The organism is Hymenobacter negativus, from assembly GCF_017571495.1.
GTDB lineage: Bacteria > Bacteroidota > Bacteroidia > Cytophagales > Hymenobacteraceae > Hymenobacter > Hymenobacter negativus.
On sequence record NZ_JAGETZ010000012.1, the window covers coordinates 160,580 to 186,984 of the forward strand.

18 protein-coding genes are annotated in these 26,405 nt (G+C 58.1%); 9 read left to right on the forward strand and 9 right to left on the reverse strand.

Translation table 11 applies throughout. The annotated features are described in order from the left end of the window. Positions 1-57 precede the first annotated feature (57 nt). Positions 58-1,224: an MFS transporter gene (locus J4E00_RS21705; RefSeq protein ID WP_208177381.1), complete on the forward strand. Its 1,167-nt coding sequence runs from the start codon at positions 58-60 to the stop codon at positions 1,222-1,224. Between the two features lie 200 nt (positions 1,225-1,424). Then, complete coding sequence (locus tag J4E00_RS21710; RefSeq protein WP_208177382.1) at positions 1,425-2,279, forward strand: aldo/keto reductase; 855 nt, start codon at positions 1,425-1,427, stop codon at positions 2,277-2,279. 96 nt (positions 2,280-2,375) lie between these two features. Here J4E00_RS21710 and J4E00_RS21715 read toward each other — a convergent pair whose 3' ends face one another. From J4E00_RS21715 to J4E00_RS21725, 3 genes are all read right to left on the reverse strand, one after another. Next, complete coding sequence (locus J4E00_RS21715; RefSeq protein WP_208177383.1) at positions 2,376-3,131, reverse strand: succinate dehydrogenase/fumarate reductase iron-sulfur subunit; 756 nt, start codon at positions 3,129-3,131, stop codon at positions 2,376-2,378. Positions 3,132-3,268: 137 nt separating this feature from the next. Further along, positions 3,269-5,203: a fumarate reductase/succinate dehydrogenase flavoprotein subunit gene (locus J4E00_RS21720; protein WP_208177384.1), complete on the reverse strand. Its 1,935-nt coding sequence runs from the start codon at positions 5,201-5,203 to the stop codon at positions 3,269-3,271. 94 nt (positions 5,204-5,297) lie between these two features. Next, a complete protein-coding gene (locus tag J4E00_RS21725; protein ID WP_208177385.1) occupies positions 5,298-6,056 on the reverse strand; it encodes a succinate dehydrogenase cytochrome b subunit in 759 nt (252 codons plus the stop codon). Between the two features lie 288 nt (positions 6,057-6,344). On the opposite strand from J4E00_RS21725, the gene J4E00_RS21730 reads away from it, so the two are divergent. The 4 genes from J4E00_RS21730 to J4E00_RS21745 all read left to right on the forward strand — a co-directional run bounded on the left by J4E00_RS21730 (position 6,345) and on the right by J4E00_RS21745 (position 14,983). After that, positions 6,345-9,287 (forward strand): gliding motility-associated C-terminal domain-containing protein, encoded by a 2,943-nt coding sequence (locus J4E00_RS21730; protein WP_208177386.1) that lies wholly within the window; start codon positions 6,345-6,347, stop codon positions 9,285-9,287. A 243-nt stretch (positions 9,288-9,530) separates the two neighbouring features. After that, positions 9,531-12,503, forward strand: a complete 2,973-nt coding sequence (locus tag J4E00_RS21735) for a gliding motility-associated C-terminal domain-containing protein (RefSeq protein WP_208177387.1) — start codon at positions 9,531-9,533, stop codon at positions 12,501-12,503. A 207-nt stretch (positions 12,504-12,710) separates the two neighbouring features. Then, positions 12,711-13,601 (forward strand): ACP S-malonyltransferase, encoded by an 891-nt coding sequence (fabD, locus tag J4E00_RS21740; RefSeq protein WP_208177388.1) that lies wholly within the window; start codon positions 12,711-12,713, stop codon positions 13,599-13,601. 74 nt (positions 13,602-13,675) lie between these two features. After that, positions 13,676-14,983 (forward strand): hypothetical protein, encoded by a 1,308-nt coding sequence (locus tag J4E00_RS21745; RefSeq protein ID WP_208177389.1) that lies wholly within the window; start codon positions 13,676-13,678, stop codon positions 14,981-14,983. Here the strand turns inward: J4E00_RS21745 and folK are convergent. Together folK and J4E00_RS21755 are read right to left on the reverse strand one after the other, a co-directional pair. After that, positions 14,930-15,448, reverse strand: a complete 519-nt coding sequence (gene folK, locus J4E00_RS21750; protein WP_208177390.1) for a 2-amino-4-hydroxy-6-hydroxymethyldihydropteridine diphosphokinase — start codon at positions 15,446-15,448, stop codon at positions 14,930-14,932. The genes J4E00_RS21745 and folK overlap by 54 nt on opposite strands. Next, positions 15,445-16,305, reverse strand: a complete 861-nt coding sequence (locus tag J4E00_RS21755) for an alpha/beta hydrolase family protein (RefSeq protein ID WP_208177391.1) — start codon at positions 16,303-16,305, stop codon at positions 15,445-15,447. The genes folK and J4E00_RS21755 overlap by 4 nt, the downstream gene beginning before the upstream one ends. Positions 16,306-16,429: 124 nt before the next feature. On the opposite strand from J4E00_RS21755, the gene J4E00_RS21760 reads away from it, so the two are divergent. Beyond that, complete coding sequence (locus J4E00_RS21760; RefSeq protein WP_236050014.1) at positions 16,430-17,437, forward strand: polyprenyl synthetase family protein; 1,008 nt, start codon at positions 16,430-16,432, stop codon at positions 17,435-17,437. A 161-nt stretch (positions 17,438-17,598) separates the two neighbouring features. On the opposite strand, the gene J4E00_RS21765 is transcribed toward J4E00_RS21760, so the two are convergent. Next, positions 17,599-17,895, reverse strand: a complete 297-nt coding sequence (locus J4E00_RS21765; protein WP_208177392.1) for a hypothetical protein — start codon at positions 17,893-17,895, stop codon at positions 17,599-17,601. A gap of 138 nt (positions 17,896-18,033) precedes the next feature. On the opposite strand from J4E00_RS21765, the gene J4E00_RS21770 reads away from it, so the two are divergent. Beyond that, positions 18,034-19,437, forward strand: coding sequence for a cytochrome P450 (locus J4E00_RS21770; protein WP_208177393.1), 1,404 nt, complete (start codon positions 18,034-18,036; stop codon positions 19,435-19,437). 93 nt (positions 19,438-19,530) lie between these two features. Here the strand turns inward: J4E00_RS21770 and J4E00_RS21775 are convergent, their stop codons facing one another. From J4E00_RS21775 to J4E00_RS21785, 3 genes are all read right to left on the reverse strand, one after another. Beyond that, a complete protein-coding gene (locus tag J4E00_RS21775; protein WP_208177394.1) occupies positions 19,531-20,403 on the reverse strand; it encodes a universal stress protein in 873 nt (290 codons plus the stop codon). Between the two features lie 468 nt (positions 20,404-20,871). Beyond that, positions 20,872-21,873: a T9SS type A sorting domain-containing protein gene (locus tag J4E00_RS21780; RefSeq protein WP_208177395.1), complete on the reverse strand. Its 1,002-nt coding sequence runs from the start codon at positions 21,871-21,873 to the stop codon at positions 20,872-20,874. Positions 21,874-22,503: 630 nt separating this feature from the next. Next, the gene (locus tag J4E00_RS21785; protein ID WP_208177396.1) at positions 22,504-23,823 is read right to left on the reverse strand and encodes a TlpA family protein disulfide reductase; all 1,320 of its coding nucleotides are present in this window, start codon (positions 23,821-23,823) and stop codon (positions 22,504-22,506) included. A gap of 244 nt (positions 23,824-24,067) precedes the next feature. Between J4E00_RS21785 and J4E00_RS21790 the strand changes: the two genes are divergently transcribed. Beyond that, positions 24,068-26,359 (forward strand): aconitate hydratase, encoded by a 2,292-nt coding sequence (locus J4E00_RS21790; protein WP_208177397.1) that lies wholly within the window; start codon positions 24,068-24,070, stop codon positions 26,357-26,359. Positions 26,360-26,405: the final 46 nt, after the last annotated feature.

Here is a 26,405-nt window from a genome sequence, read left to right on the forward strand (position 1 = left end):
GGCGTAACCTGGCGGGATGAAACCTTGCGGGTAGCGGCTTTTACTTTTGCACGCGTTATGAATGAAGTAGAAGAGTTGGTTATTCCGGTCGTTTCGCCGGTGCGGGCGCGGGTGGCAGTGGCGTTGTTTTTCTTCGTGTCGGGGTTTGGGTTTGCCACCTGGGCCTCCCGCATTCCCGTTATTCAGCACCGATTGGGCCTTGACGAGGCGCAGCTTGGGGCGGTGTTGCTGGCCCTGCCCGCCGGCCTGATGATGACCTTGCCTGTAACGGGCCAGCTGCTCCAGCGCTTCAGCAGCCGGCAGGTGATGATGGTGGGGGCCGTGCTCTACAACCTGGCCCTGGGAATGCTGGGATTTGCGGCGCATACCTGGCAGCTGGCGGCGCTGCTGTTTTGCTTCGGTTGCTCCCGCAACCTGCTCAACCTATCGGTCAACGCACAATCAGTGGGGGTGCAGACCCTGTACAAGCGGCCCATTATCGCCACTTTTCACGGCATCTGGAGCGTAGCAGGCTTCGCGGCCGCGGGCGTGGGGACGCTGCTCCTTAAAAATGACGTGAGTACCACCACCCATTTTGCAGCGGTATCGGTGGTGCTGACGGCGCTGGCTTTCCTGTTTTTCTCAAATACCCTGGCCCTGCCTCCGTCGCCCCCGGCGGTGCGCTCCTTTTTCTCCTGGCCCGAAAAATCGGTGCTTAAATTCGGCCTTATCGCCTTTGCCTCCATGGCCTGCGAGGGCACGCTCTACGACTGGACCGGCGTATATTTCACCCAAACCGTACAGGCACCCAAAGCGTTGGCCTCCGTCGGCTTCACACTCTACATGGTGGCCATGACTTCCGGCCGCTTCCTCGGCGACTGGCTTGTGGGCCGCTTCGGCACCAAGCGGATTCTGCAGGGCAGCGGCCTGCTGATGACGTCCGGCCTGCTGCTGGCTGCTGCTTTTCCTACGCTGCTGCTAGCGGGCCTGGGATTTGTGCTGGCCGGTTTGGGCGTGTCGTGCGTGGTGCCGCTGGTATTCGGCCTCGTAGGCAAGGCCAACCCGTTGCGTGCCGGAGCCGCGCTGGCATCGGTGTCGACGGTTAGCTACTTCGGCTTTCTGATGGTGCCGCCGTTGGTGGGTTTTGTGGCCAAAGCCGCTAATCTGCGCTGGTCGTTCGCGTTGATTTCGCTGCTTGGCGGTCTAGTAGTATGGCTGGTGCCCAAGCTGCGGACAGAGTCATAGCATTGACGGCTATAACGTCATGGCGAGCGAAGCGTCTTTAGCGCAATACCAGTTCAAGCAACAGAATTACTTCTTTGGTAGAGATGCTTTGTTCGGCGTAACGGTCTACAACAAGTCTACCGAAACAATCCCATCGTCGAATTGTCTTATGAAACCCTCCGGCAAAATTGCCAGGCTGGTATTTCAACAAACAATTCACCATGTCAACCACCACTGAAACCTATTCCGCTACCTACACCATCGGCGGCGATTTTACGGTAAACCGTCTCGGCTACGGTGCTATGCGCATCACCGGCGACGGCATCTGGGGCCCGCCTGCCGACCACGACGAATCCATCCGCGTGCTGAAACGCGCTGTGGAGCTAGGGGTCAACTTCATCGATACCGCCGACAGCTACGGACCCAACGTGTCGGAGGAGCTAATTGCGGAGGCCCTGCACCCCTACAAATCCGGCCTCATCATCGCTACCAAGGGCGGCCTGCTCCGCACCGGCCCTAACCAATGGCCCGTTGATGCCAGCCCCAAGCACCTGGAAGATGCCCTCAACGGCAGCCTCAAACGCTTAAAAGTCGACCAGATTGACCTCTATCAGCTACATCGCATCGACCCCAACGTGCCTTTCGAAAAAACGCTGGAATTTCTGCAAAAAGCTCAGCAGGATGGCCGCATCAAGCACATTGGCCTTTCCGAAGTGAGCGTGGCTGACATCAAAAAGGCGCAGGAATTTGTGAAAGTAGTGTCGGTACAGAACATGTATAGCGTCGAAAACCGCAAGTGGGAAGCCGAGATGACTTATACCCGCGAGCAGAATATTGCTTTCATTCCCTGGTACCCATTGGGTGGCGGCAACGCCGACGCCCTTAAAGCCCTCGACCAGCTGGCTGCCAAGCACGGCGTAAAGCCCCAGCAAATTGCCCTGAGCTGGCTCTTGCACCATTCACCCAATATCCTGCTCATTCCCGGTACGTCCAAAGTGAAACACCTGGAAGAGAACATGAAAACCGCCGATATCCACCTCTCAGCGGAAGATATGCAGGCCCTGAGCAACATATAAGCCGGATACCCCGAAACTATGCTTCGGGAACGCGCCAGCACAGAAAAAGCCCCGGCAGTAGCTACTGCCGGGGCTTTTTCTGTTAAGCAAATAGCCTTATGCGAGGTTATTTGATGTCGCTTTAGCCGCCAGGAACTCACGGTTTAGGATGGCAATGTTTTCCAGCGAAATCCCCACCGGGCACTCGGCTGCGCACGAGCCAATGTTGGTGCAGGCGCCGAAGCCTTCTTTGTCCATTTGGGCCACCATGTTTTCGACGCGGGTTTTGCGCTCCACATTGCCCTGGGGCAGCAAGGCCAACTGCGAAACCTTGGCCGATACGAACAGCATAGCCGAAGCATTTTTGCAGGCCGCCACGCAAGCGCCACAGCCAATACAGGTAGCTGCCTCAAAAGCGCGGTCCGAAATCTCCTTTGGAATCGGAATCTCGTTGCCATCGGGGGCACCGCCGGTGTTCACGCTCACGTAGCCACCCGCTTGGATGATGCGGTCGAAGGCCGAACGGTCAACGCTCAGGTCTTTGTTGACTGGGAAAGCATTGGCACGCCAGGGCTCGATGGTGATAGTGTCGCCGTCCGAGAACTTGCGCATGTGCAGTTGGCAGGTTGTGGTGCCCTTCTCCGGGCCGTGCGAGCGGCCATTGATGAACAAGTCACACGAGCCGCAAATGCCCTCGCGGCAGTCGTGGTCGAAGGCTACCGGGTCCTGGCCGGCGTGCAGCAGGTCTTCGTTCAGCACATCGAGCATTTCCAGAAAGGACATGTCAGGCGAAATGTCCTTCACATGGTATTCCACAATTTTTCCCTGCGCCTGGCGGTTAGGTTGCCGCCATACGTTCAGGGTCAGGTTCATCGGTTTAGCGTTGGGATTGGAACCGGCCATTTTTCTTTGAGCTATTAGCTGTTAGCGGAGGGCTGTTAGCTTTTAAAGCTGAGGCGCTTTAGCACAGAGCTAACAGCTAACAGCCAATGGCTAACAACTCATAAAATTTATTTGTAGCTGCGCTGGGTCAGCTTCACGTTTTCAAAGGTTAATTCTTCCTTGTTGAGCTTTTCGGGCTGATTATCGCCCTGATATTCCCAGGCAGCTACATAGGCGTAGTTTTCGTCGTCGCGCAGGGCTTCCCCTTCAGGAGTCTGATACTCCTCGCGGAAGTGGCCGCCGCAGCTTTCGTTGCGGTTCAGCGCGTCGTCCACCATTAGTTCGCCCAACTCCAAGAAGTCGGCCACGCGACCAGCATTTTCCAGTGCCTGGTTTAGTTCCTCGCCGGTACCCGTGATTTTCAGGTCCTGCCAGAATTCTTTGCGTAGCTTCTGGATTTCGCCTTTAGCATGCTTCAGGCCTTCAGCAGTGCGGGCCATGCCGCAATATTCCCACATGATGTGGCCCAGCGCTTTGTGGAATTGCGTAGGAGTGCGCGTTCCTTTAATAGACAGCAACTGCTCGGTACGGGCCTGCACGTAGGCTTTCGACTCGGCAAAGGCGGGATGGTTCGTATCCACCGGTTTTGGCGGCGTCTGAGCAAGGTAATCGCCAATGGTGTAGGGGATTACGAAGTAACCGTCGGCCAACCCCTGCATCAGGGCCGAAGCACCGAGGCGGTTGGCGCCGTGGTCCGAGAAGTTGCACTCACCGGTAGCATAGAGCCCAGGCACGCTGGTTTGCAGGTTGTAGTCAACCCACAGGCCACCCATGGTGTAGTGCACCGCCGGGTAAATACGCATCGGCATCTGGTAGGGGTCCTCGTCGGTGATTTTCTCGTACATGGCAAACAGGTTGCCGTACTTCTGGCTCACTGCGTCAGCGCCCGTACGCTTAATGATTTCCGAGAAGTCGAGGTATACGGCCAGCCCAGTGCTGCCCACGCCACGGCCTTCATCGCACATCATTTTAGCGTTGCGCGAAGCCACGTCACGCGGTACCAGGTTACCGAAAGCCGGGTACTTGCGCTCCAGGAAGTAGTCGCGGTCGTCCTCCGCAATATCCTGAGGCTTGATTTGGCCTTTGCGCACGCGCTCAGCCATTTCTACCGTTTTAGGCACCCACACACGGCCGTCGTTGCGGAGCGATTCCGACATCAGCGTAAGCTTCGACTGGTAGTCGCCGCTTACCGGGATGCACGTGGGGTGAATCTGGGTGAAGCAGGGGTTGGCGAAGAAAGCGCCTTTCTTGTGAGCACGCCAAGCAGCAGTTACGTTACAGTATTTGGCATTGGTGCTCAAATAGAACACGTTACCATAGCCACCGGTAGCCAATACCACGGCGTGCGCCGCATGGGTTTCAATTTCGCCCGTAATAAGGTTGCGGGTTACGATGCCGCGCGCTTGCCCGTCCACAATCACCACGTCGAGCATTTCCGAGCGGGTGTACATCTTCACCTTGCCGTAGGCAATCTGACGGCTCAGGGCCGAGTAAGCCCCCAGCAGCAGCTGCTGTCCGGTTTGGCCGCGGGCGTAGAACGTGCGGCTTACCTGCGCACCTCCGAAGGAGCGGTTGGCCAGCAACCCGCCGTATTCACGGGCGAAGGGCACACCCTGGGCTACGCACTGGTCGATGATATTGACCGATACCTGGGCCAGGCGGTACACGTTGGCTTCACGGGCACGGTAGTCACCCCCCTTAATGGTATCGTAGAACAAACGGAACACGGAGTCGCCGTCGTTCTGGTAGTTTTTAGCGGCATTGATGCCCCCCTGCGCGGCAATGGAGTGCGCACGGCGGGGAGAATCGTGGTAAGTAAAGGCTTTTACGTTGTAGCCCAGCTCGGCGAGCGAAGCAGCGGCAGCACCGCCCGCCAGGCCCGTGCCGACCACAATCACGTCGTATTTCCGCTTGTTGGCGGGGTTCACGAGCTTGACGTTAAACTTGTGCTTCTCCCATTTTTCAGCGAGGGGGCCTTCAGGAATTTTGGAATCCAACAGCATAGTGATGACGGAGTGATGGAGTGATTGTCAGCAAGTAAACAGCCGAAGTTGCCGAGTGTTATTGGCAGTTGGCGTTTTGTTGCTCGTCAGCAAATTAGAAAGCGGCAGCCACCGAGTGCAGCAGGGCAGGGGCATTGGTTGCCAATTCGCCCTGGGCATCAGTAAACAGGAAGAAATACAGGGGCATGGCAGCAAAGGCTGCCGAAACTACTACGGCAAACGTGTAGCCAACATATTTGATAGCCGGCGTGTATTTGCGATGGTTCAGGCCCAGGGTCTGGAAGCCTGAGCGGAAGCCGTGCCACAAGTGGTAGCCGAGGCTGATTTGGGCAGCCACATAAAGCAGCACGTACCACCAGATATGAAACGACGACACTACGGCCATGTAGAGGTTGTCGTAGTCGCTGGTCAGGGGGTCGGCGCCGCCCATTTTGGGCAGGTTGCCGGCGAAACGGGCACGCCAGAAGAAGTTGTAGAGGTGGACAATGAGGAAAATCAGGATAATGGTGCCCAAAATGCCCATGTTGCGCGAAGTCCACTCGCTGTTTTGCTCGGAGTGATTACTCACGTAACCCTGCGCGCCGCGGGCGGCTTTGTTGCGGCGGGTGAGCATGAGGGCCTCATAAATGTGAAAGCCAAACCCGAGTACCAGTCCCCATTCGATGGTGCGAATGATGGGGTTGGTGCCCATGAAGTGGGAGTAGACATTGAACGCCGCGCCTTGGTCGTGCTTAAAAAGTTGCAGGTTGCCAATGAGGTGAACTACCAGGAACGAGCACAGGAACAGGCCCGTGAGGGCCATAATAATCTTGCGGCCGATGCTGCTGGTGAATGTTTTGGATATCCAACTCATAAAGTTGCCAAACTGGGGATGTGAAGAGGTATGTTTAAGGGCTCAAAGGTAGCCCTCACTGGCTAACCGGGCAATGGAAGGGCTTGTTTCTTGCAGCTGCTGCCGTGTTTCGAAAACATTGCAGGGCCTTAGTGAATCTATCCCTTGTCGGCATCGTTAAATAAACCCGTACGGGCGCGCCCGGTCACAAGCATAGCCGGCCAAACGGTGGGGACGTCTGGTCAGCCTCTCAATCGGGCAGGATAACTGCTTCGAACTTCTTTCTTTTTTCTCGCTATCCAAGTTGGTATGCTACAATTTTTTCTGTTTCGGAACAAGGCAATGATGCGGGGTGCGGCCTTGCTGTTGCTGATACTGGCCAGCTGGGGGCCGCAGGTCGCTCGGGCATCGCACATCCGTGCCGGCGACATTCAGGCCAAGGTGGACACCACGGCCAACCCCAATCCACGCCGGATTTTCTTTAAAATGATTTTGTACACCGACAATACATCGTCGGTGGACCAGCCGACGGCCACTATCTTTTTCGGTGATGGCACGTCGAGTTGCAAAGACGGGGTGGCCCGCACATCCAAGCGAACCATTCCCGGCAGCCCCGATACCAGTATCAACATCTACTTGTTTGAGCACACTTTCCAATCTACTGGCCGGTTCGAGGTCAGCTTTATTGGTGAGAACCGTAACCGGGGTGTGCTGAATATGGCGTTTTCGGACCAGCAGTCGTTTTACATTAGTACTGCTGTTACCATTGACCCCGCGCTAGGCCTGAACCATGGGGCGATTCTGACCGCCCCAGCCATCGATAAAGCCAGCGTAAACCAGGTCTTTTTGCACAATCCAGCCGCGTATGATGCGGATGGTGACTCGCTGTCGTATCGACTAATCAACTGCCAGCAGGTACCTGCGGGCATCGACGGTACCGTGGGCCCGCCTTGCACAGGTGGTAGTGGCAATAACCGGCCCAGCCCAGTGTCCTGCACCAACTACCGCCTGCCCAACGACCCGGTCGTATCTCCTGGGGCCTTAACAGTACCCTACACCGGAGTTCCGTCGGACTCCGGTGGCAACCCGGCCATCTTCGTGATGAACCCAAACACCGGCCAGATTACCTGGAACGCTCCTGCCGCAGTGGGGCTTTACAATGTGGCAATGATGGTGGAAGAGCGCCGCCGACTTGCTAATGGTACTTACCGCCTGATTGGAGAGGTGATTCGCGACATGCAGATTATTGTGTCGGCGACTGCCAACCTGCGTCCTACCATTACTATTCCGGCCGATATCTGTGTGGTGGCAGGCCAGACGGTGACGGGCACAGTAACGGCAATAGATGGGGTTAGTGCAAACTCGCCACAGACTGCCATTTCCCTGTTTGCTTATTCAGGTATTATTCCGCCAGCTACGTTTATACAGTCGCAGACCGGCCCACCGCAGGCACGGGGCACTTTTAGCTGGCGCACCGATTGCAGCAACGTAGCCCGCTCGCCCTATCAGGTAGTCTTTAAAGCCCAGGACTCACCGGCCGGCGCATCGACAACTAACCCGCCGCTGATTGACGAAAAAGTTTGGCGAATTACGGTAGTGGGGCCACCGCCGCAAAACCTGCGGGCCACGCCCGTGCCAGGTAGCAACGGCAACCCCAACAGCATTACGCTAAACTGGAATACGTATCAGTGCGCCAATGCTACCCAGATGCATATCTATCGCAAGGTAAATCCGTCGGGCTTTGTGCCGGGACCATGCGACACGGGCATTCCAGCTTCGGCGGGGTATGTGCGCATCGGTACCGTCCCGATTGGTACCACCACCTTTAACGATAGGGGCGTCGATGCCAGCGGCACGGTGATTGGCCTCGACCGGGGCCAGAACTATTGCTACCGCATCTATGCAGACTTCCCGCTGCCCGCCGCTGGCCAGAGCATTGCCTCCGCCGAAGCGTGCACGTTCATTGCTGGGCGCGGGGCGATGATTACGAAGGTAGACGTAGCCACTACTCAGACCACTACCGGTCAGATTCAGGTTTGCTGGACCCGACCCCGCTCGGCCACGGGTGCACCCTTTGATGGCACCCCAAGCTATGTGCTTTCACGGGCCGAGGGGCTAAGTCCGGCCGCTACGGCCTTCGTGCCGGTAACGACACTGACTTCACTCACCGATACCTGCTACACCGACACCAACCTGAACACGCAGGACAAGCAGTATACCTACAAGCTGGACTTCGTGCGCACATTCCCTGCCGGGGCTGGCGCTACTATCACTGAAACCTCGCCTACAGCCAGCAGTGTGCGCCTGAATGCTATTCCCAACCGCACGGCTACGGCCATTGTGTTGAACTGGACATATAATGTACCGTGGGATAACACTGCTCAGCCAACCACCATTTATCGCCGTAACACAACGGGCTTCGTGCCTATTGGCACTGCTACCAGCACAGCCACCGGCGGCACCTACACCGATAGCGACCCAACATTGGTGAAAGGCCAGAGTTACTGCTACTACGTGCAAACCAACGGCCGCTACGCTGGCTTCGCTTTCCTAAGCTCGCTGCTGAACCGTAGCCAAGAAAAATGTGCTGTGCTCATCACGCCGCCGTGCACGCCGGAGCTGACGCTGGTGACGACGAACTGCGACAGCCTGTCGAACCTGCCGGAGTTCCCCGGGCTGCGCGAGCGCTACACCAACCGCCTGCGCTGGACCGTGGGCCGGGCCCCGGCCGGCTGCGAGGCGGCCATCGCCAGCTACCGGGTCTACTACCGGCCCACGCCGACGGGGGCCTTCGCCTACCTGGGCAGCACGGCCCAGCCGGGCTTTGTGCACCCGAACCTGCTGTTTTCCGGCGGCTGCTACGCCGTGCAGGCCGTGGCCAGCAGCGGGGCGCTGAGCGACACGAGCAATGTGGCCTGCCAGGACAACTGTTTGTTCTTCAAGCTGCCGAACGTGTTCACGCCGAATGGGGACGGGCAGAACGACGTGTTCCGGCCCAAGAACAACAGCCCGGTGCGGCGCATCCGTTTCCAGGCCTTCAACCGCTGGGGCGTGCAGGTGTTCCAGAACACGACCACCGCCGACGACCCCGTCCTCATCAACTGGAACGCCGGTGGGGTAGCCGGTGAAATTGGCAACGGCACCACAACTCGGGTCTCAGGCGGGGTATACTACTACCTGGCCGAGGTGGAGTTTGCGGACTTTGCCAATACCAAGCGCACCTACAAGGGCTGGGTGGAGGTGATTAGGTAACCTACGGATTATAGCCGTACTAAAGAGTTGGGGGAGGCCGCCGTGTTTATTCGCGGCGGCCTTTTTCATGGCTTAATTTTTGAGCAGTACAACCCACGGAAATGGGTTCAGCTTGCTGTTGCGTATGCGGAATATTCGCGTTCAGTTATGCATAAATCCGGCACACTGCATCTAGTGCAATATGTCGTAGTTCAATCCGTTACATTTGATTGAATTCGTACACAGGTTTCTACTACCTCACTTATGGAACAACGCTTTACACTCGGGGCAAGGCTACTGGTACGGCCAGTGCTATTGACAATAATGCTGCTGGCCGGGCTGGCCCTACGGCCTGATATCGCATATGCCATGCACATTCGGGCTGGTGATATTCAGGCGAAGGTTGACACCACGTCACGGGCGAATCCCTTCCGGATATTTTTTAAGCTGACGCTCTATACTGACCCCGGGCCCAATGTGCCTGAAGAATTCGAAACGGTTTTCTTTGGGGATGGAACTTCCAGTTGCTACAATGGGATTCCCCGAGCCGTTGTACGAGGCGTGCCGGGCACAGCCGACACCGATGTTAATATTTATTATTTCGAGCACACGTACCAGTCAGTCGGCGCGTTTGAGGTAGAGTTTATTGGTCAAAACCGTGTTGCCGGGGTGCTGAATATGGCAAATTCTTCCACCCAGACGTTTTACCTGCGCACAAGAATTACCATTGACCCGACCTTGGGTCGCAACCATTCTGCCATCCTCACTGCGCCGGCGGTGGACAAAGCCGGGCTATACCAAGTATTTCAGCACAACCCGGCTGGCTTCGATGCGGATGGCGACTCATTGGCTTATAAGCTGGTACCGTGCCAGCAGGTGCCTGCCGGAGTATTGGGTACATTGGGCCCACCCTGTACCGGGACCAATGGGGGCACCGGCACTAACAACCCCATTCCCATAAACTGCACCAACTACCGGCTGCCCAATACCCCCAATGTTACGGCCGCAAATAACCCGCCTTACCAAGTCGACTTCATTGACCAATATGGTGTGCAGACAGGTTTTGCGGGCCAGCCGGCGACATTTGTTCAGGATGTCCAAACGGGCATGATTACCTGGAATGCGCCAGTAGCCGTTGGGTTCTACAACGTGGCCATGGTGGTAGAAGAATGGCGTAGGTTTGGCGGTGGTCGAAAAAGACTGATAGGGGAGGTGGTGCGCGATATGCAAATCAATGTGCTGGCTACCAATGACCTGCCGCCTAGCCTAATTGTGCCCGCCGATATCTGCGTGGTGGCTGGCCAGCGGGTGAGCGGCACCGTGACAGCCACCGACGGGGTATCGCCGACCAGTTCGGCGGCTACGGCCGTTAGCTTGTTTGCCTATTCGGGCATCATTCCACCGGCCACGTTTGTGCAGTCGCAGACCGGCCCGTTGCAAGCCAGCGGCACGTTTGCCTGGCAGACGGATTGCAGCAACGTGGCTCGGCTGCCGTATCAGGTCACCTTTAAGGCTCAGGATACCCCAACCGGCTCGTCTAGCACCAATCCGCCACTGGTTGACATTAAAGTTTGGCGGATTACGGTAGTAGGGCCGCCGCCGCAAAGCCTGCAGGCCACCGCCGTGCCGGGTAGCAACCCCACCAGCATCACGCTGAACTGGAACACGTATCAGTGCGCCAATGCCAGCCAGATGAACATTTACCGCCGGATTAACCAGTCCGGTTGGGTACCTTCTGCTTGCGAAACCGGCATTCCGGCCTCAGCGGGATACGTGCGCATCGGCACTGTGCCAATCGGGACGACCACCTTCACCGATGCCGGCGTGGATGCCAGCGGCACGGTTCGGGGCCTCGACCGGGGCCTGACGTATTGCTACCGCATCTACGCCGATTTTCCGCTGCCCGCCGGCGGCCGTAGCATTGCCTCGGCTGAGGCTTGTGCCAGCATTCCGGGCGCTTCAGCGCGGCTCATTAAGGTTGACGTGACAAGCACCCAAACCAATACAGGCCAGATTGAGGTATGCTGGACGGAGCCACGCTCGGCCACGGGTGCACCTTTTGATGGCACCCCAAGCTATGTGCTTTCACGGGCCGAGGGGCTGAATCCGGCCGCTACGGCCTTCGTGCCGGTGACGAATATCACCACGCTCAGCAATACCTGCTACACCGATACCAACCTGAACACGCTGGACAAGCAGTATACCTACAAGCTGGACTTTGTGCAGACGTTCCCGCCCGGGGCCGGCGCGACCATCACCGAAACGGCGGCACCCGCTAGCAGCGTGCGCCTGAGCGCCCTGCCCGACCCCAGGGCTACCTTTATCAACCTGAACTGGACGCACAATGTGCCTTGGGACAATACGGCGCATCCAACGACCGTGTACCGGCGCATGGGTGGTACGAGCGCGTACACGCGCATTGGTACCGCTACCAGCACAGCCACTGGCGGCACCTACACCGATAACGACCCAACGTTGGTAAAAGGCCAGAGTTACTGCTACTACGTGCAGACAGATGGCCAGTATGCCAACATTCCGGCGCTTAGCTCGCTGCTGAACCGTAGCCAGGAACGCTGCCTGGACCTCATCACCCCGCCGTGTACACCAGAGCTGACGCTGGTGACGACGAACTGCGACAGCCTGTCGAACCTGCCGGAGTTCCCCGGGCTGCGCGAGCGCTACACCAACCGCCTGCGCTGGACCGTGGGCCGGGCCCCGGCCGGCTGCGAGGCGGCCATCGCCAGCTACCGGGTCTACTACCGGCCCACGCCGACGGGGGCCTTCGCCTACCTGGGCAGCACGGCCCAGCCGGGCTTTGTGCACCCGAACCTGCTGTTTTCCGGCGGCTGCTACGCCGTGCAGGCCGTGGCCAGCAGCGGGGCGCTGAGCGACACGAGCAATGTGGCCTGCCAGGACAACTGTTTGTTCTTCAAGCTGCCGAACGTGTTCACGCCGAATGGGGACGGGCAGAACGACGTGTTCCGGCCCAAGAACAACAGCCCGGTGCGGCGCATCCGTTTCCAGGCCTTCAACCGCTGGGGCGTGCAGGTGTTCCAGAACACGACCACCGCCGACGACCCCGTCCTCATCAACTGGAACGCCGGCGGGTTGACTGGCGATTTCGGAAAGGCAGCCCGGGTCTCGGGCGGGGTGTACTACTACCTGGCGGAGGTGGAGTTTGCGGACTTTGCCAATACCAAGCGCACCTACAAGGGCTGGGTGGAGGTGATTAGGTAGGGGCTGAAATCCGGCGAGGCCAGCTTTGGCTGAACTGGCTTTTGTGGGGTTTTACAACGTAAAATTGAAAGAAGAGCGGGCTATGGGTCCGCTCTTCTGGTTTGGGGCAATGAGGCTTTTTGTGCAGCTTGCGCCCGATTTACTTTTTAGGCCCTGCCAATTGGCTGCCGTAATCCCACCCACTTTCGCTTAAAACCACCAAACCCAATGAATTCCGCCAAATCCGTCATCTTTCCCGGGCAGGGTAGCCAGTTTCCCGGCATGGCCCGCGAGCTGTTCGACCAAAACCTCGACGCCCGCGCCTTGCTCACCCGGGCCAACGATATCCTCGGCTTTAGCCTGACTGATATCATGTTCAGCGGCACCGACGAGGACCTGCGCCGCACCGACGTGACGCAGCCTGCCATCTTCGTGCACTCGGTGGCGCAGTTTGCAGCCCAGCCGGGCTTTGAGCCTGCCAGTACAGCCGGGCATTCGCTGGGCGAGTTTTCGGCCCTGGTGGCGGCGGGCGTAATGAAGTTTGAAGACGCACTGCCGCTGGTAGCCCGCCGTGCCCAGGCCATGCAGGCCGCCTGCGAAGAGCAGCCCGGCACGATGGCCGCCATCCTTGGCCTCGAGGATGCTACTGTGGAGCGCATCTGCCAGGAAATTACAGAAGGCGGCAATGTGGTAGTCGCGGCCAATTATAACTGTCCCGGTCAGCTCGTGATTTCGGGCTCGGCTGAAGGCGTGGCGCAGGCCTGCGAAGCCCTGAAAGCTGCCGGTGCCAAGCGTGCTCTGCCGCTGCCGGTGGGTGGCGCCTTCCACTCCCCACTGATGCAAAGCGCTGCCGCCGCCCTGGCCGAGGCCATCGAGAAAACGACTTTCAGCCCTGCCCGCTGCCCGGTGTACCAGAACGTAGACGGCCTGCCCCACACCGACCCCGCTGAAATCAAAGCCAACCTGCTGGCCCAGCTCACGGCCCCCGTACGTTGGACCCAACTCGTACAACATATGGCCGCCGATGGCGCTACCGACTTCGTGGAATGTGGTCCCGGCAAAGTATTGCAAGGCCTAGTGAAGAAAATAGTGCCCGCGGCCACCGTTGGCAGCTTCTAGGAGAAAGCCTTATTCTTAGCAGCGCAAAAAAAACGTCCTGCAGTGCGCTGCAGGACGTTTGACTTATCACCCCTATGGCCTTTGCTGATTCGCCTGTTTCTGCAGCTCCGGCTCGGCGCTATCAGCTGCTTTTTGCAGGAATACTAGTAATGGCGGGCCTGTTGCAGCTGGCGCTGTATGGCTACGCCACTATGCCCGGCCTGGCAGGCACCAGCGACTCCCGCCTGTACCTGCACGCCGCCCAGACGCTGCGCGACACCGGCCAGCTACTCAACCCCGACGGAACTCCGTACCGCTATTGGCCACCGCTGTACCCCGTGCTGTTGCGGTACTGCGGCTCGTTGGCGGGCATTCGAGTACTGCACGGTAGCTGCCTGTTGGGCAGCCTGATGCTGTGGAGCTGGCTGGGCCGGCAACTGCTGCCAACAGGGCGGGCGCTGGTGCTGCCAGTTCTGCTGGCGCTCAGCACCCCCTGGCTACTAGTAAGCAAGTTTGTGTGGTCGGAAAGTCTATTTATCCTGTTGTTCGCCACTTATTCAGTCGCGCTGTTTCAATGGCTGCGCACAGGCAGATGGATGTGGTGGCTGGCCGCGACCATCACGGGCTTTTTAATGCCGCTGGAGCGCACCTTGGGGCTTTTCCTGCTGGCAGGAGCAGGGGTCGGGCTGGTGCTCGGCGAGTGGCGGCACTGGCTGCCGAATCGACGCTGGTTGGGGCTGGGGTTGCACCTCCTGCTGAGCACTGCTGGGGGCGTGTGGTGGCAGTGGTATGCGCTGCATGCCGGGCCGAGCCGCTACCATCCGAGCCGGGGCTGGAGCCAGCTGCTCAGCTCGGGCGCTGATTACGGGTTTGTGCTGGGGCGCTGGCTCCTGCTGCTGCCAGCGTCGGGCCGCGCTCTGCTGCCGGATGGGCTATGGGCCGCTGTGCTGCTGGCGCTGTTCTGGTGGCTGTGGCCCCGGCCCAGTGCCGTACCACAGCGTGAGGCCTCGCCAGTTGGGTTTACGGCGGTGGTTACGTCCGCTAGTAGGCCTTTGCTAATTTTCAGCCGCACAATAGTGCTGCGGATGTTGTGGGGTGCGTGCGCCATGCTAGTGCTGCTGGTGGCGGCCCTGACCGTTTTTGCCCAAAGCGCCGCTGGTATTCACGATGCGGAGCGCTATGCCAGCGTGCTGGCCGGGCCGATATTGCTGCTCGTGCTGGCAGCTTGGCCGGCGCAGTTGCCACGTTGGCTAAATATGGTGGCAGTAGCGACCATGCTGGTTTTTGCAGTGGTCAGGGTTGGGCATGTTGCGCGTGACTTGCGCCGGGTGCCGCCACTTGCACTGACCTCATTCCTTGGCCCAGAGCCGGACGGGCAGCACGTCGGGGCAGCGAGCGAGTAGCGCATCAATTGTTTCGTTAAGCTGAGGATGCACCAACGCGCCGGCAATTTCAGCCAACGGCACCAATGCAAACCGCCGCTCCGCCAGCCGTGGGTGCGGCACGGCTAAATCGGGGGTGGCGATGATTTCAGTGCCAAACAACAGGATGTCAACGTCCAAGGTGCGGCTGCCCCAACGTTCCTGGCGCTCACGACCAGCAGCTTGCTCAGTAGTCAGGCACACGGCCAGTAGGTCCTCCGCCGATAACTGCGTCTGCACGGCCAGGGCTTGGTTCAGGTAAGCTGGCTGGTCCTCCCGGCCCCAGGCTGCTGTTTCGTAGATGGCGGATGCCGCTACAATTTCGCCCGCCTTGGCTGTTAGTCGGCTACGGGCTGCCGATAACAAGTCGGCACGGTCCCCCATGTTTGAGCCCAGCAGCAAATAAGCCACCGTAGCCGCAGTGGGCGGTCCACTTCCCACGCTCATAGCTGGCGCTTAAAAAAGGCTGCCGTGGCCTCGGCAATGTGTTGGGCAGTAGTGGGCAACTCAACATTGGTCCAAGGATGGGCGCCGCCAAACATGTGCGTTGCGCCGGGGACCAGTAGCAGCTCCGCGTCGGGCTTGAGCTCCTGCAGCTTGTGAGCGGCGGCTACATTCACGGTTTCGTCCCCGTCGCCGTGAATGATGAGCAGCGGCTGTTTCAGCTTGCGGCGCACGTTGTGCGAAATGTCGAGGCGCGGGCGGTTGGCGTGGTAATTCTCTACAATTTGGTAGTGCATGGGCAGTTCCACACCGGTGCGCATGTTGGGCACGTGCAGCACCCCAGTGCGTTCCCACTCATCAAACACGGCCTGTGGCCACTGCGGATGGATTTCGGCAATGGCCGCCCAGGTCGTCAGGGCCCGCACACGCCGGTCCTCGGCCGCTTTCAGCAGCACCAGCCCACCGCCCCGGCTGTGGCCAACGAGAAACAAGCCGTTCAAATCCATTTCAGTGGCAGGCACTGGCGTGGCACCGTCGGTAAAAAGCGCATCGATTACCTGGCCGATATCATCGAGCTCAATGCTGAAATTATTGCGCCCGAACGCGTCTAAATCCTCCAAATCGCCGGTGCCGCCCACCACCAGGCCATTATGCGACAGGTTCAGCTTCACAAATACGAAGCCCTGCTCCGCGAAGAAATCAGCCACCAATGGGAAGTGTCCCCAGTCTTTAAAGCCCTTAAAGCCATGCACAAACAGCAGCACGGGTTTGGCCTGGCTGGTGGGCTGGTACGTGGCATCGGCTTCGAAGGAGCGGCCGTGGCCGTTGCCGGTTAGCAAAAAAGAGGTGCGGGTAAGCATGCTGGCGAAGGTAGGGGCAGGGCCCGCCAAAGCAGCGCGGCCGGGGGTATAATTAAAAAGGAAGGCGAAAGGTTGAGCCGGGAAGTACACCTCTGCGCCGTTCTGCCGTATCATTGCCGCCACAATGCCCCAACCATCCACTTTCTCCCTCGACCAGATTCAGGCCCCCATCGCGGCCGAAATGACCGAGTTTGAGCACAAGTTTCGCCAGTCGATGCGCACGAAAGTGCTGCTGCTCGACAAGATAATGGGTTACATCGTGAAGCGCAAGGGCAAGCAAATCCGGCCCATGTTCGTGTTTCTCACGGCCCGTGCCACCCGCCTCGAACCCGCCACCGGCGACCCGCTGCCCGATGCTTGCTTCCGCGGCGCGGCCCTCATCGAGCTGTTGCACACCGCTACCCTCGTGCACGACGACGTGGTGGACGAAAGCAATTACCGCCGCGGCTTCTTTTCCATCAATGCACTCTGGAAAAATAAAATTGCCGTGTTGGTCGGCGATTACCTGCTGTCGCGGGGCCTGCTATTGGCCCTCGAAAACGACGATTTCGACCTGCTGAAAATCGTGAGCAACGCCGTGCGCGAGCTAAGCGAAGGCGAATTGCTGCAAATCGAAAAGGCCCGCAAGCTGGACATCACCGAAGACGTTTATTTCGACATCATCCGGCAGAAAACAGCGTCGCTAATTGCGTCCTGCACGGCCGTGGGCGCGGCCTCCGTGGGGGCCGATAAAGAAGCCATTGAGCGGGCTCGCTTATTTGGTGAAAAGGTCGGAATTGCCTTTCAAATCAAGGACGACTTATTCGACTACGGTACCGCCGAAATCGGCAAGCCGGTAGGCATCGATATTAAGGAGAAGAAGATGACCCTGCCGCTTATTTATGCCCTCCAGCAGGCTTCCTGGCTGGAAAAGCGCAAGGTTATTTTCAACGTAAAAAACAACGAAGGCCACCGCGACCGGGTGCAGCAGGTAATTGAATTCGTGAAAAAATCGGGTGGTTTGGATTACGCCATTCAAACCATGAAACGCTACCGCGATGAGGCACTGGCCATCCTGCACACCTTCCCGGAGTCGCCCAGCCGCACGTCGTTGGAGCAGCTGATTAATTATACGATTGAGCGGGAAAAATAAACCACAAATTCAGACGGATTTCACGGATTTTGTGGACGACGAGCTTACTCACTCACGATGAAAAAAGGCCACTCATTGAGTGGCCTTTTGTTTTATCATACATGCAGATTTACCCATTCACAAAATCCGTGAAATCCGAAAAAACCGTCTGAATCCGTGGTCTACTCGGCTACCTGGTAGCTCACTTCCTTGGCATCACTCACCTTGAAGGTCACGCCGTCGAAGGAGCTATCGACTTCGAGGGAGTGGGTCATTTCACAGCCGGGGCACTTTATTTCTTCAATCTCGTGGTTGTCGGCGTGTTCGGGCGAGTCGGCTTGGTCGTTGGGGGCCGGCACGCCGATGAGGTCGGTAAAGACTTCAGTATGGCAGTGCTCGCACTCAAACTTGAGGCCGACGGCCCGGCCTTGCAGGTCGGCGAGCGGAGCGGGTGAGCTGGGGTTTTGCTGAATCCACATAGAGGGAGGGGTATTTGGAGTGAAAGAGAAGCGGTGGGCCAAGGCCTGTCCGGGTTTACGGAGCTGGTTTGAAAAAAGATGAGTTGGCGTCGATTGCAGATTATTTTTGGTAGTCGCATCCGCTTGCGGCTCCGCAAGATGAATGACCCCCTAGCTGCTGCTAAAGCCCCATTTGTGCTGCCAAAGATGCCGCGCTGGCGCTCCCTGCTGCGTTCATTTGCCTTAGCAAAGGACCCACTACCGGTGCTGAACCAGATACTGACCCACCACGGCGACACCGTGCAGGTGTTCATCGGTGGGGTAGAAAAAAGCATTCTCACCCGCGACCCCGGCCTCACGCAGCATATTCTCCAGAAAAACCATCGCAACTATGCCAAATCGAAGTTTACACAAGGTTTCTCGCGCTACATTGGCCACGGCCTGCTCACCAATGAGGGACCCGATTGGCTGCGCCAGCGTCGGCTTATTCAGCCCGGTTTTCATCGGCAGCGGGTGGCAGGCCTCACGGGCCTGATGCAGGAAATAACAGCCGAAACGCTGGCCCCTGTTGTGGCCAAAGCGGCTGACGCGGGCGGTGCGGCCACCGTGGATGTGCACGAACTGATGACGCGCCTCACGTTTCGCATCATTGCCCGCTCGGTGTTCAGTACCAACTTCCCGGAGGCAGAGCTGGACCGGCTAGCGGGGCTCATCACCGAGATACAGGCGTTTTTTGTGCGCTCAATCCGGCAGCCTTACCTAAGGCTTTGGTTTCAACTGAAAGGACGGTTCAAGTACCACGATGCGCTGGCTGCTGAGTTGCGCACACTGTTGGGTGACCTCATTGCTCAGCGCCAAAAGGCTAATGCCCAACCCGGTGCCACCCCACCCGACGACCTGCTGCAAATGCTGCTCGATGTGCGCTACGAGGATACCGGTGAAGCTATGAGCCCTGACCGGCTTATCGACGAATCCCTCATTCTGCTGGTGGCCGGCCACGAAACCAGCGCCAATGCCCTCACTTGGCTCACCTACCTGCTGGCCCATCACCCGGCCGAGGCGGTGGCCATTCAACAGGAAATGACGGGCGTGCTGGCTGGCCGCACGCCTGCTTTCGAGGATTTGCCGCGCCTCGGTAAGGCACTGCATGCCGTGCAGGAAACCATGCGCCGCTACCCGCCCGCCTGGATGGTGGACCGCGTAGCGCTAGCCGATGACGAGTACAACGGACTTCGCATCCCCAAAGGCACATTGTTTTCGCTCTATTTCCACGGCCTGCACCACGACGCCAAATACTGGCCCGAGCCCGAGGAATTCCGTCCTACACGCTTTGCACCGGGCCAGGAGCGCCCAGTGCAGGCCAACACCTATGTACCCTTTGGAGGCGGACCGCGCCTGTGCATCGGCATGCAGTTCGCCCTCACCGAAATGCAGCTGGTGACGCTGGAGCTGCTCCGGCAATTCGATATACAATGGGTGCCGGGCCAATTGCCCGTAACCATGCAGCCGCTCATTACCCTCCGGCCAAAACAGGACTTCCGGGTAAAGCTGCGGCTCCGTTAGCTTCGAGTACCCCAAATTTCCACTTGGGCCCGCGTGAGAATTGCTTACTCAGTACGGACCCAAGTGGAAATTCGGGGTACCTGAACCGGATAGTTACGCCAGGTGATAGGTTAGTACTGGTGGAAAGGCGTGGGTGGCCACCGTTTCGGCAATGCTGGTGTTGAAATAGCGGCTGAGGCCGGAGCGGGCGTGTGTCGGAACTACGACCAAGTCAGCATTCACCTGCTTGGCAAAGTGCTCGATGCCAGCGCTGGTGCTGCTGGCCGAAATAGAGCTGGTTTGGAAATTAATTAGCTGAGCGCGTTGCGCAAAGGCCTGCTCGTGCTGCTGAGTGGCCTGGGTTTCGGCTCCATCAGTTACGTGTAGCAAGTGCACGGTGGCATTTGGGAAAGCGGCCTGCACCTGCTGCAGACCGGCGATGGCACCGGTAGCCTCCTCCGTAAAATCGGAGGGGAACACGATGTTGCGCACTTCAAACTGGGCTTGCTGGTGCTTCACCGTCAGCACCGGCACATTGGCCAGGCGAATGAGCCGCTCAGTGTTCGAGCCTACGAAGAAGTTTTCCATAGCACCGTGGCCCTGCGCGCCCATCACCACAAGGTCGGAGCCGTGGCGCTCGATGGCCTTCAGAATACCGTCGCCAATGCGGCCGACCTCCACGCCATCTTCCACCGGCACACCCGGGGCCAGGCTTTCGGCTTCGGCGCGCAGGGTGTGCAGCCGGCGCTTGGTCACCTCCATTAGCTTCACAATGAAAATCTGGTCGATGCCGCCATTGCTGTTGGGAAGCTCATTGCCGTTTACCGGCCCGCCATAGGCGCTGAAATTGGCCGTGGAGGCTTCGGGAGCTTCCAGTACGTGCAGCAGCGTAACGCTACCGCCCGTCTGCTTGGCTACTTGCAAGGCTACTTCAAAAGCGTAGTGCGACTCGGCCGAAAAATCGGTGGGAACAAGAATGCTTTTCATGGAAAAAGAAAGAGGGTGATAAGGAGAAAAACAGCTTTAGCTGAAGCTGTATAAGTGCTTACGTAGAACTGCTGCTTAGGTAGATAAGCCAATAAGCAGTGCTTTTCCCTCTTTCATCCAGCCTTCACCTTATGCCGCTGCATTGCTGGCTAGGCCACTTCACACTCCAGATAATAACAGATTTTACACAGTGCATTAGCGGTGCTGGGAGGTAGATATTAGGCCTGCGGCGAAGATTTTACCTAACATGGAAAACCTAATCTTAGCCCTCGAAACCAAATCCTATCCAACCAAACGCCGCAAGCAATAGCACCGCGCAGCAGTAATGGCTATAGCGGTATGCGGTATTCCAGTTAGGGGTGTTCGCCAGTCGGACGGTTGCTACGTTAAGATGGAAGCCGCTGGAGCCAGCCAGACTTTGGCTGTTCCAACGGCTTCCGGTGAAACCCAGGTTTGAGTAACTGGCTCCTATTGAGCCTGTAATGCCGCCTTCGTTACCTTCACGGTTGTGCCAGTGGCGTGGTCGCGCAGAAAGTACAGGCCGTCGGGCTGGTGGCTGAAATCCAGCTGCCTAGCTTCCGATGCATCCAGCTTACTCTCCTGCACCGCCAAGCCCATCTGGTTGAACAGCGTGAAACGGGCATCTGCCGGGCCCGTCACCGTCAGGCGGCCATTGGTAGGGTTGGGATAGGCTTGCAGGGCCAGCACGGGTGTGGTACGCACAGCAACAATGGGACTGTAGGCAGTAGTGCCGTCCTTATCCACCTGCTTGAGGCGGTAGTAGGCCTGCGCCAACGGGCGCGCATCCACAAAGCTATAGACCAAGGCGTGGGTGCTGCTACCCGCAGCGGATACCTGACCAATGGCCTGATACCGCTCGGGCGCTTCGGCACTGGCGCGCTCCACCTGGAAATAAGCGCTGTTTTTTTCCGAAGCCGTCGTCCATTTCAACGCTACCGTTGAGGCCTGGGCTGCACCCGTGAAAGTTGTCAATTCCACCGGCAGTGGCGTAAATGCAGCCGTGACGTGGTACAGCTGCACGGCATAGCCTACGTTCACGGCAAGCACACTACCCGTGCGAAGCTCCACCTCCTGAAACTTATCAGTAGCCGTAAAGCCAACGTTCATTGTGTTCGTGTTCAGGGTAGTAAGGTTCAGGACGCTGCTCATGTTCATCGTCTGCTTCGCCTGAGTGCCTGAAGCGGTGTAGGTGCTGATGGTCGTGTTGTTCACCAAACCCAGACTCAGCGCGCTACCGGTAAAGCTAACCGTCAGGTTTACCTGCGCGCCTAAAGGAATCGGGGCATCAAAGCCCACTCGCAACGCCGCCGTGCCAACCGCCAGCGGTGGCGAAATTGAAGCGGCCGTGGCCGGGTTACTATCAACAGCGTTTGCGCTGCTGGCTACAGAGCCACAAATGAAAACAACGCAGCCTAAATCCCGGTCTGCTACTGAGGACGCTTGCTTCACTTGCTGAGCAAGGGCGCGCGTACCTGCGCTTGAAAGAAATAATGCGAAGACAAGGAGATAGGAGGCAATACGAACTGTAAAGTTATCCATAATGATAAACTGAGCGTTGATGATAAAGTGACGGATAAAATTTGTAAATAATTGACAGTTATCATATTAATTCCATAAATAGGATAATGTCTAAATCTGGGAAAATTGAAATTTTCTTATGTTGAGTTGGGTGTTTTAATTCTGACTTACGCCAGTGTCTTCACCTATTTATTTTAAATGCGTTGCAAGTGCACCAAATATTTTTTTGCTAAAAAGGAAGGATTCTCAAATCGGGAATGTATTTGCCTCCCGCTTTAAAAACAGGTTGAGTTAGCCTGCCTGCGGTACAGTAGCCCGAAGCAATGGTTCTACTTATGTAGGGTCTTATCAGAACGCGTCTTTCAGGGTTCGTTCAGCCGAGGCACCAATTCGGGCTGCTCGTTCAATTGCCTATAGCTTCGTATTCACAGCAGCCCGCGACCACATGCAAAAAGGACGGCTGCCTGACTACCAGACCGACTTGCCATAGTCGATTCAGTAGTCGGGCAGCCGTCCTTATTAGTGCTGCTATAAAAGTTGTCAGACGCAACGCATAGACTGCTATTCCTTCAGCAACTTGTCAATCTCCTTATTAAAGGCCGCCGTTTCTTCCTCATAATACTTGCCCGTGCCCGGCCCCGAAAAACCGGTATGAATCTTCCGCACATTACCCTTTTTATCAAGGAAAATGGTAGTTGGGAAGGCCAGAAATTTCGCCAGTTGCGGCAGCGACTTCGCCACTGAGTCCTTATTGGCCACGCCCGCAAACGCCACATCATAACCCATCTTGAACCGCTCGCGCATGTTGCGCAGCTTGGGCGCGGCCTTGGTGTATTCCGGGCTGCGCTCGTAGCCCAAGCCGATGATTTCGACGCCGCGTTGCTTGTTCTTCTCGTACCAGGGCGCCAGGAAATTGGTCTCATCCATGCAGTTGGGGCACCACGAGCCCAGCACTTGCAGTACCACTACTTTGCCCCGGTACTTGGGGTCGGTGGGGGAGACGCTGCCTCCCTCAATCACGTTGGGAAACTTGAAGGTCAACCGGCTCTCACCTTTTTTGAGGTAGGTGAGGGTATCGGCGTCGGGCAGCTTGGCCTTAGGGTCGGGCACGGCCGTCCAGGTTTCATGGCCGGACTTACCGGAATAGAAGTCACCGAACAAGGTATTAGGGGCGTATTCCTTCGTAATATCAACGGGTGCTTTCGGTCCGTTTTGAGCTGTAAACAAAAAGGCATGGCTGCCGTCGAATGTGCTCAATTGCAATTTTTGCCCATTTACCGCGCCACTAAGGTAGCGGTAGTCGCCAGTGGTGGTGAGAAAAGTGCCCGTCAATTGGTTGCCTTGCTGCGTGAAAACGCCCGTGGCCGGATAGCTGTCGTCGCCATCCTGGAAGGTGGCCCGCCAGGTGCCGTTGAAGCTGCCCGGCTTGTCCGTTGACTGAGCGGCCGGAAACAACTCCTGCACGCCCGCTGTAGCCGTTAGCGGCACCCGGTACGGGTCCTTCGCATCGTACTTCACCCAAGTGCCTTTCAGCTTGTCTTTGCCATCGGCGCGCACCACTAGCGCGGCATCAAAGGCGTGCATGCGAATGGTGGTAGAGTCGCCGGCTGAGGAAATTTCCTCGCAACGCAGCCGCTCCTCGCCGTTCAGGCCTTTATTAATAAGGTACACTACTGGCTTGCCAGCTTCAGTTTTTACCTCAAATAGAAAAGGGATTGCCTGGCCCTGCGTGGCTAGTGCGCCACGCCAGGGACCGGGCGTGAGTACCGGGGCTGCCGCAGTAGTACCGCCGGTAGCCGATTCGGAAGAATTGCCAGAGTTAGATGAGCAGCCGGCAAGGTTGAAACCCAGCGTGGCCGCAGCCAGCAGGGAAAGGGACATTGATTTCATGGTAAGCGCAAAAATGCAAACGGAAGCTACACAACCGCCACCCGCGCCAATAGGTTGCCGTCCGCCACTGCGCACCTCTGCAAAAACCACCAGGAACCCGGGTTTGCACTATTCCCGAACGCAAGCGCAAAAACCCACGTTAATTCTACCAAAACCCGCATCCGCGCATTTTGGCTAGGTACAACTTGGCGGGGGTGCTACATTTGCACAACCACTCTTTATTAATACGCATCCTATGGCTTTCGACCTGGAAATGATTCGCTCGGTGTATGCCGGCATGGGTTCCCGCATCGAGGCGGCCCGCGCCGCCGTGGCACGCCCGCTTACGCTCACCGAGAAAATTCTCTACGCTCACCTCTACGGTGGCGAAGTAAAGCAGGCTTATGAGCGCGGCGTTTCTTACGTCGATTTCGCCCCCGACCGCGTGGCCATGCAGGACGCCACCGCCCAAATGGCTCTGCTGCAGTTCATGCAGGCCGGTAAAGCCACCGCTGCCGTGCCCAGCACCGTGCATTGCGACCACCTGATTCAAGCTAAAGACGGCGCTACCGAAGATTTGGCCGAAGCCAACACCGAAAACAAAGAGGTGTACGACTTCCTGGCCTCGGTTTCTAATAAATACGGCATCGGCTTCTGGAAGCCCGGCGCCGGCATCATTCACCAAGTGGTGCTCGAAAACTACGCCTTCCCCGGCGGCATGATGATTGGCACCGACTCGCACACCCCCAACGCGGGCGGCCTGGGCATGATTGCCATCGGCGTAGGTGGCGCGGATGCCGTGGACGTGATGGCCGGCATGGCCTGGGAGCTGAAGTTCCCGAAGGTGATTGGCGTGAAGCTGACCGGCAAGATGAACGGTTGGACTTCGGCTAAAGACGTGATTCTGCGCGTGGCCGGCATCCTGACTGTGAAAGGCGGCACCGGCGCCATTGTGGAATACTTCGGTGAAGGTGCCGAGAGTCTGAGCGCCACCGGCAAAGGCACCATCTGTAACATGGGCGCTGAAATTGGTGCCACGACGTCGGTATTTGCTTACGACGAGAAGATGGGCGACTACCTGCGCGGCACCGGCCGGGCCGAAATCGCCGAGGGTGCTGCCGCTATCCGCCAGCACCTGCGCGCCGACGACGAGGTATACGCTCAGCCCGAGAAGTACTTCGACCAGCTCATCGAAATCGACCTGAATACCCTGGAGCCCTACGTGAACGGTCCGTTCACGCCGGACGCCGCCTGGCCCATCTCGCAGTTTGCTGCGGCTGTGAAAGAGCACGGCTGGCCCGAGAAGCTGGAAGTGGGCCTGATTGGCTCGTGCACCAACTCGAGCTACGAGGACATTACCCGCGCTGCCAGCATTGCCAAGCAAGCCGTTGACAAAGGCCTGACGGTGAACGCCGAGTTCACCATCACGCCCGGTTCGGAGCTAGTGCGCTACACGGTAGCCCGTGACGGCCTCCTCGACACCTTTGCCGACATGGGCGGCGTGGTGCTGGCCAACGCCTGCGGTCCGTGCATCGGTCAGTGGGCCCGCCACACCGACGACCCCAAGCGCAAGAACTCCATCATCACGAGCTTCAACCGCAACTTTGCCAAGCGCAACGATGGCAACCCGAACACCCACGCTTTCGTGGCCTCGCCCGAAATCGTGACGGCCTTCGCTATTGCCGGCGACCTGACCTTCAACCCCCTCACCGATACCCTGCAAGGCACCAACGGCCCCGTGAAGCTCGACGAGCCCCAGGGCGTGGAGATGCCTCCCCGCGGTTTCGCCGTGGAGGATGCCGGCTTCCAGGCACCTGCCGCCGATGGCAGCACGGTGCAAGTACTGGTGAATCCGACCTCGGACCGCTTGGAGCTCTTGGAGCCCTTCAAGGCTTGGGAAGGCACCGACCTTATGGGCCTGCGCCTGCTTATCAAAGCCCAAGGCAAGTGCACCACCGACCACATTTCGATGGCCGGACCGTGGCTGAAATACCGCGGCCACCTGGACAACATTTCGAACAACATGCTCATCGGGGCTACCAACGCCTTTAATGGCGAGGCCAACTCGGTACGCAACTTCGCCGTGCAGGGCGACGGCTATACCACCGTGCCGCAGTCGGCCCGCTCGTACAAGAGCCTGGGCATCGGCACCGTGGTAATTGGCGATGAAAACTACGGCGAAGGCTCGTCGCGCGAGCACGCCGCTATGGAGCCCCGCCACCTTGGCGTGCGCGCCGTGATTGTGAAGAGCTTCGCCCGCATCCACGAAACCAACTTGAAGAAGCAGGGCATGCTCGGCCTCACCTTCGCCAACAAGGCCGACTACGACCTGATTGAGGAAGGCGATACCATCGACATCCTAGGCCTGACCACCTTCACGCCCGGTCAGCCCCTGCAGGCCCGCCTGCACCACGCCGACGGCGACACCGACCTCATCACCCTCAACCACACCTACAACGAGGGCCAGATTGAGTGGTTTAAAGCCGGCTCGGCCCTGAACCTGATTCGCATGAAGGAAGCCAGCGGTGCCAACCTCTCGCAGAAATAAGCAAGTAGCACTAGCCGCTTAAGCAACAACGGCCGCCTCGGGAAAC

Bases quoted from the DNA above. Each gene is read 5' to 3' on its own strand.
- J4E00_RS21705 (WP_208177381.1), top strand. From the start codon at position 58: ATGAATGAAGTAGAAGAGTTGGTTATTCCGGTCGTTTCGCCGGTGCGG.
- J4E00_RS21710 (WP_208177382.1), top strand. From the start codon at position 1,425: ATGTCAACCACCACTGAAACCTATTCCGCTACCTACACCATCGGCGGC.
- J4E00_RS21715 (WP_208177383.1), bottom strand. From the start codon at position 3,131: ATGAACCTGACCCTGAACGTATGGCGGCAACCTAACCGCCAGGCGCAG.
- J4E00_RS21720 (WP_208177384.1), bottom strand. From the start codon at position 5,203: ATGCTGTTGGATTCCAAAATTCCTGAAGGCCCCCTCGCTGAAAAATGG.
- J4E00_RS21725 (WP_208177385.1), bottom strand. From the start codon at position 6,056: ATGAGTTGGATATCCAAAACATTCACCAGCAGCATCGGCCGCAAGATT.
- J4E00_RS21730 (WP_208177386.1), top strand. From the start codon at position 6,345: ATGCTACAATTTTTTCTGTTTCGGAACAAGGCAATGATGCGGGGTGCG.
- J4E00_RS21735 (WP_208177387.1), top strand. From the start codon at position 9,531: ATGGAACAACGCTTTACACTCGGGGCAAGGCTACTGGTACGGCCAGTG.
- fabD (WP_208177388.1), top strand. From the start codon at position 12,711: ATGAATTCCGCCAAATCCGTCATCTTTCCCGGGCAGGGTAGCCAGTTT.
- J4E00_RS21745 (WP_208177389.1), top strand. From the start codon at position 13,676: ATGGCCTTTGCTGATTCGCCTGTTTCTGCAGCTCCGGCTCGGCGCTAT.
- folK (WP_208177390.1), bottom strand. From the start codon at position 15,448: ATGAGCGTGGGAAGTGGACCGCCCACTGCGGCTACGGTGGCTTATTTG.
- J4E00_RS21755 (WP_208177391.1), bottom strand. From the start codon at position 16,305: ATGCTTACCCGCACCTCTTTTTTGCTAACCGGCAACGGCCACGGCCGC.
- J4E00_RS21760 (WP_236050014.1), top strand. From the start codon at position 16,430: ATGCCCCAACCATCCACTTTCTCCCTCGACCAGATTCAGGCCCCCATC.
- J4E00_RS21765 (WP_208177392.1), bottom strand. From the start codon at position 17,895: ATGTGGATTCAGCAAAACCCCAGCTCACCCGCTCCGCTCGCCGACCTG.
- J4E00_RS21770 (WP_208177393.1), top strand. From the start codon at position 18,034: ATGAATGACCCCCTAGCTGCTGCTAAAGCCCCATTTGTGCTGCCAAAG.
- J4E00_RS21775 (WP_208177394.1), bottom strand. From the start codon at position 20,403: ATGAAAAGCATTCTTGTTCCCACCGATTTTTCGGCCGAGTCGCACTAC.
- J4E00_RS21785 (WP_208177396.1), bottom strand. From the start codon at position 23,823: ATGTCCCTTTCCCTGCTGGCTGCGGCCACGCTGGGTTTCAACCTTGCC.
- J4E00_RS21790 (WP_208177397.1), top strand. From the start codon at position 24,068: ATGGCTTTCGACCTGGAAATGATTCGCTCGGTGTATGCCGGCATGGGT.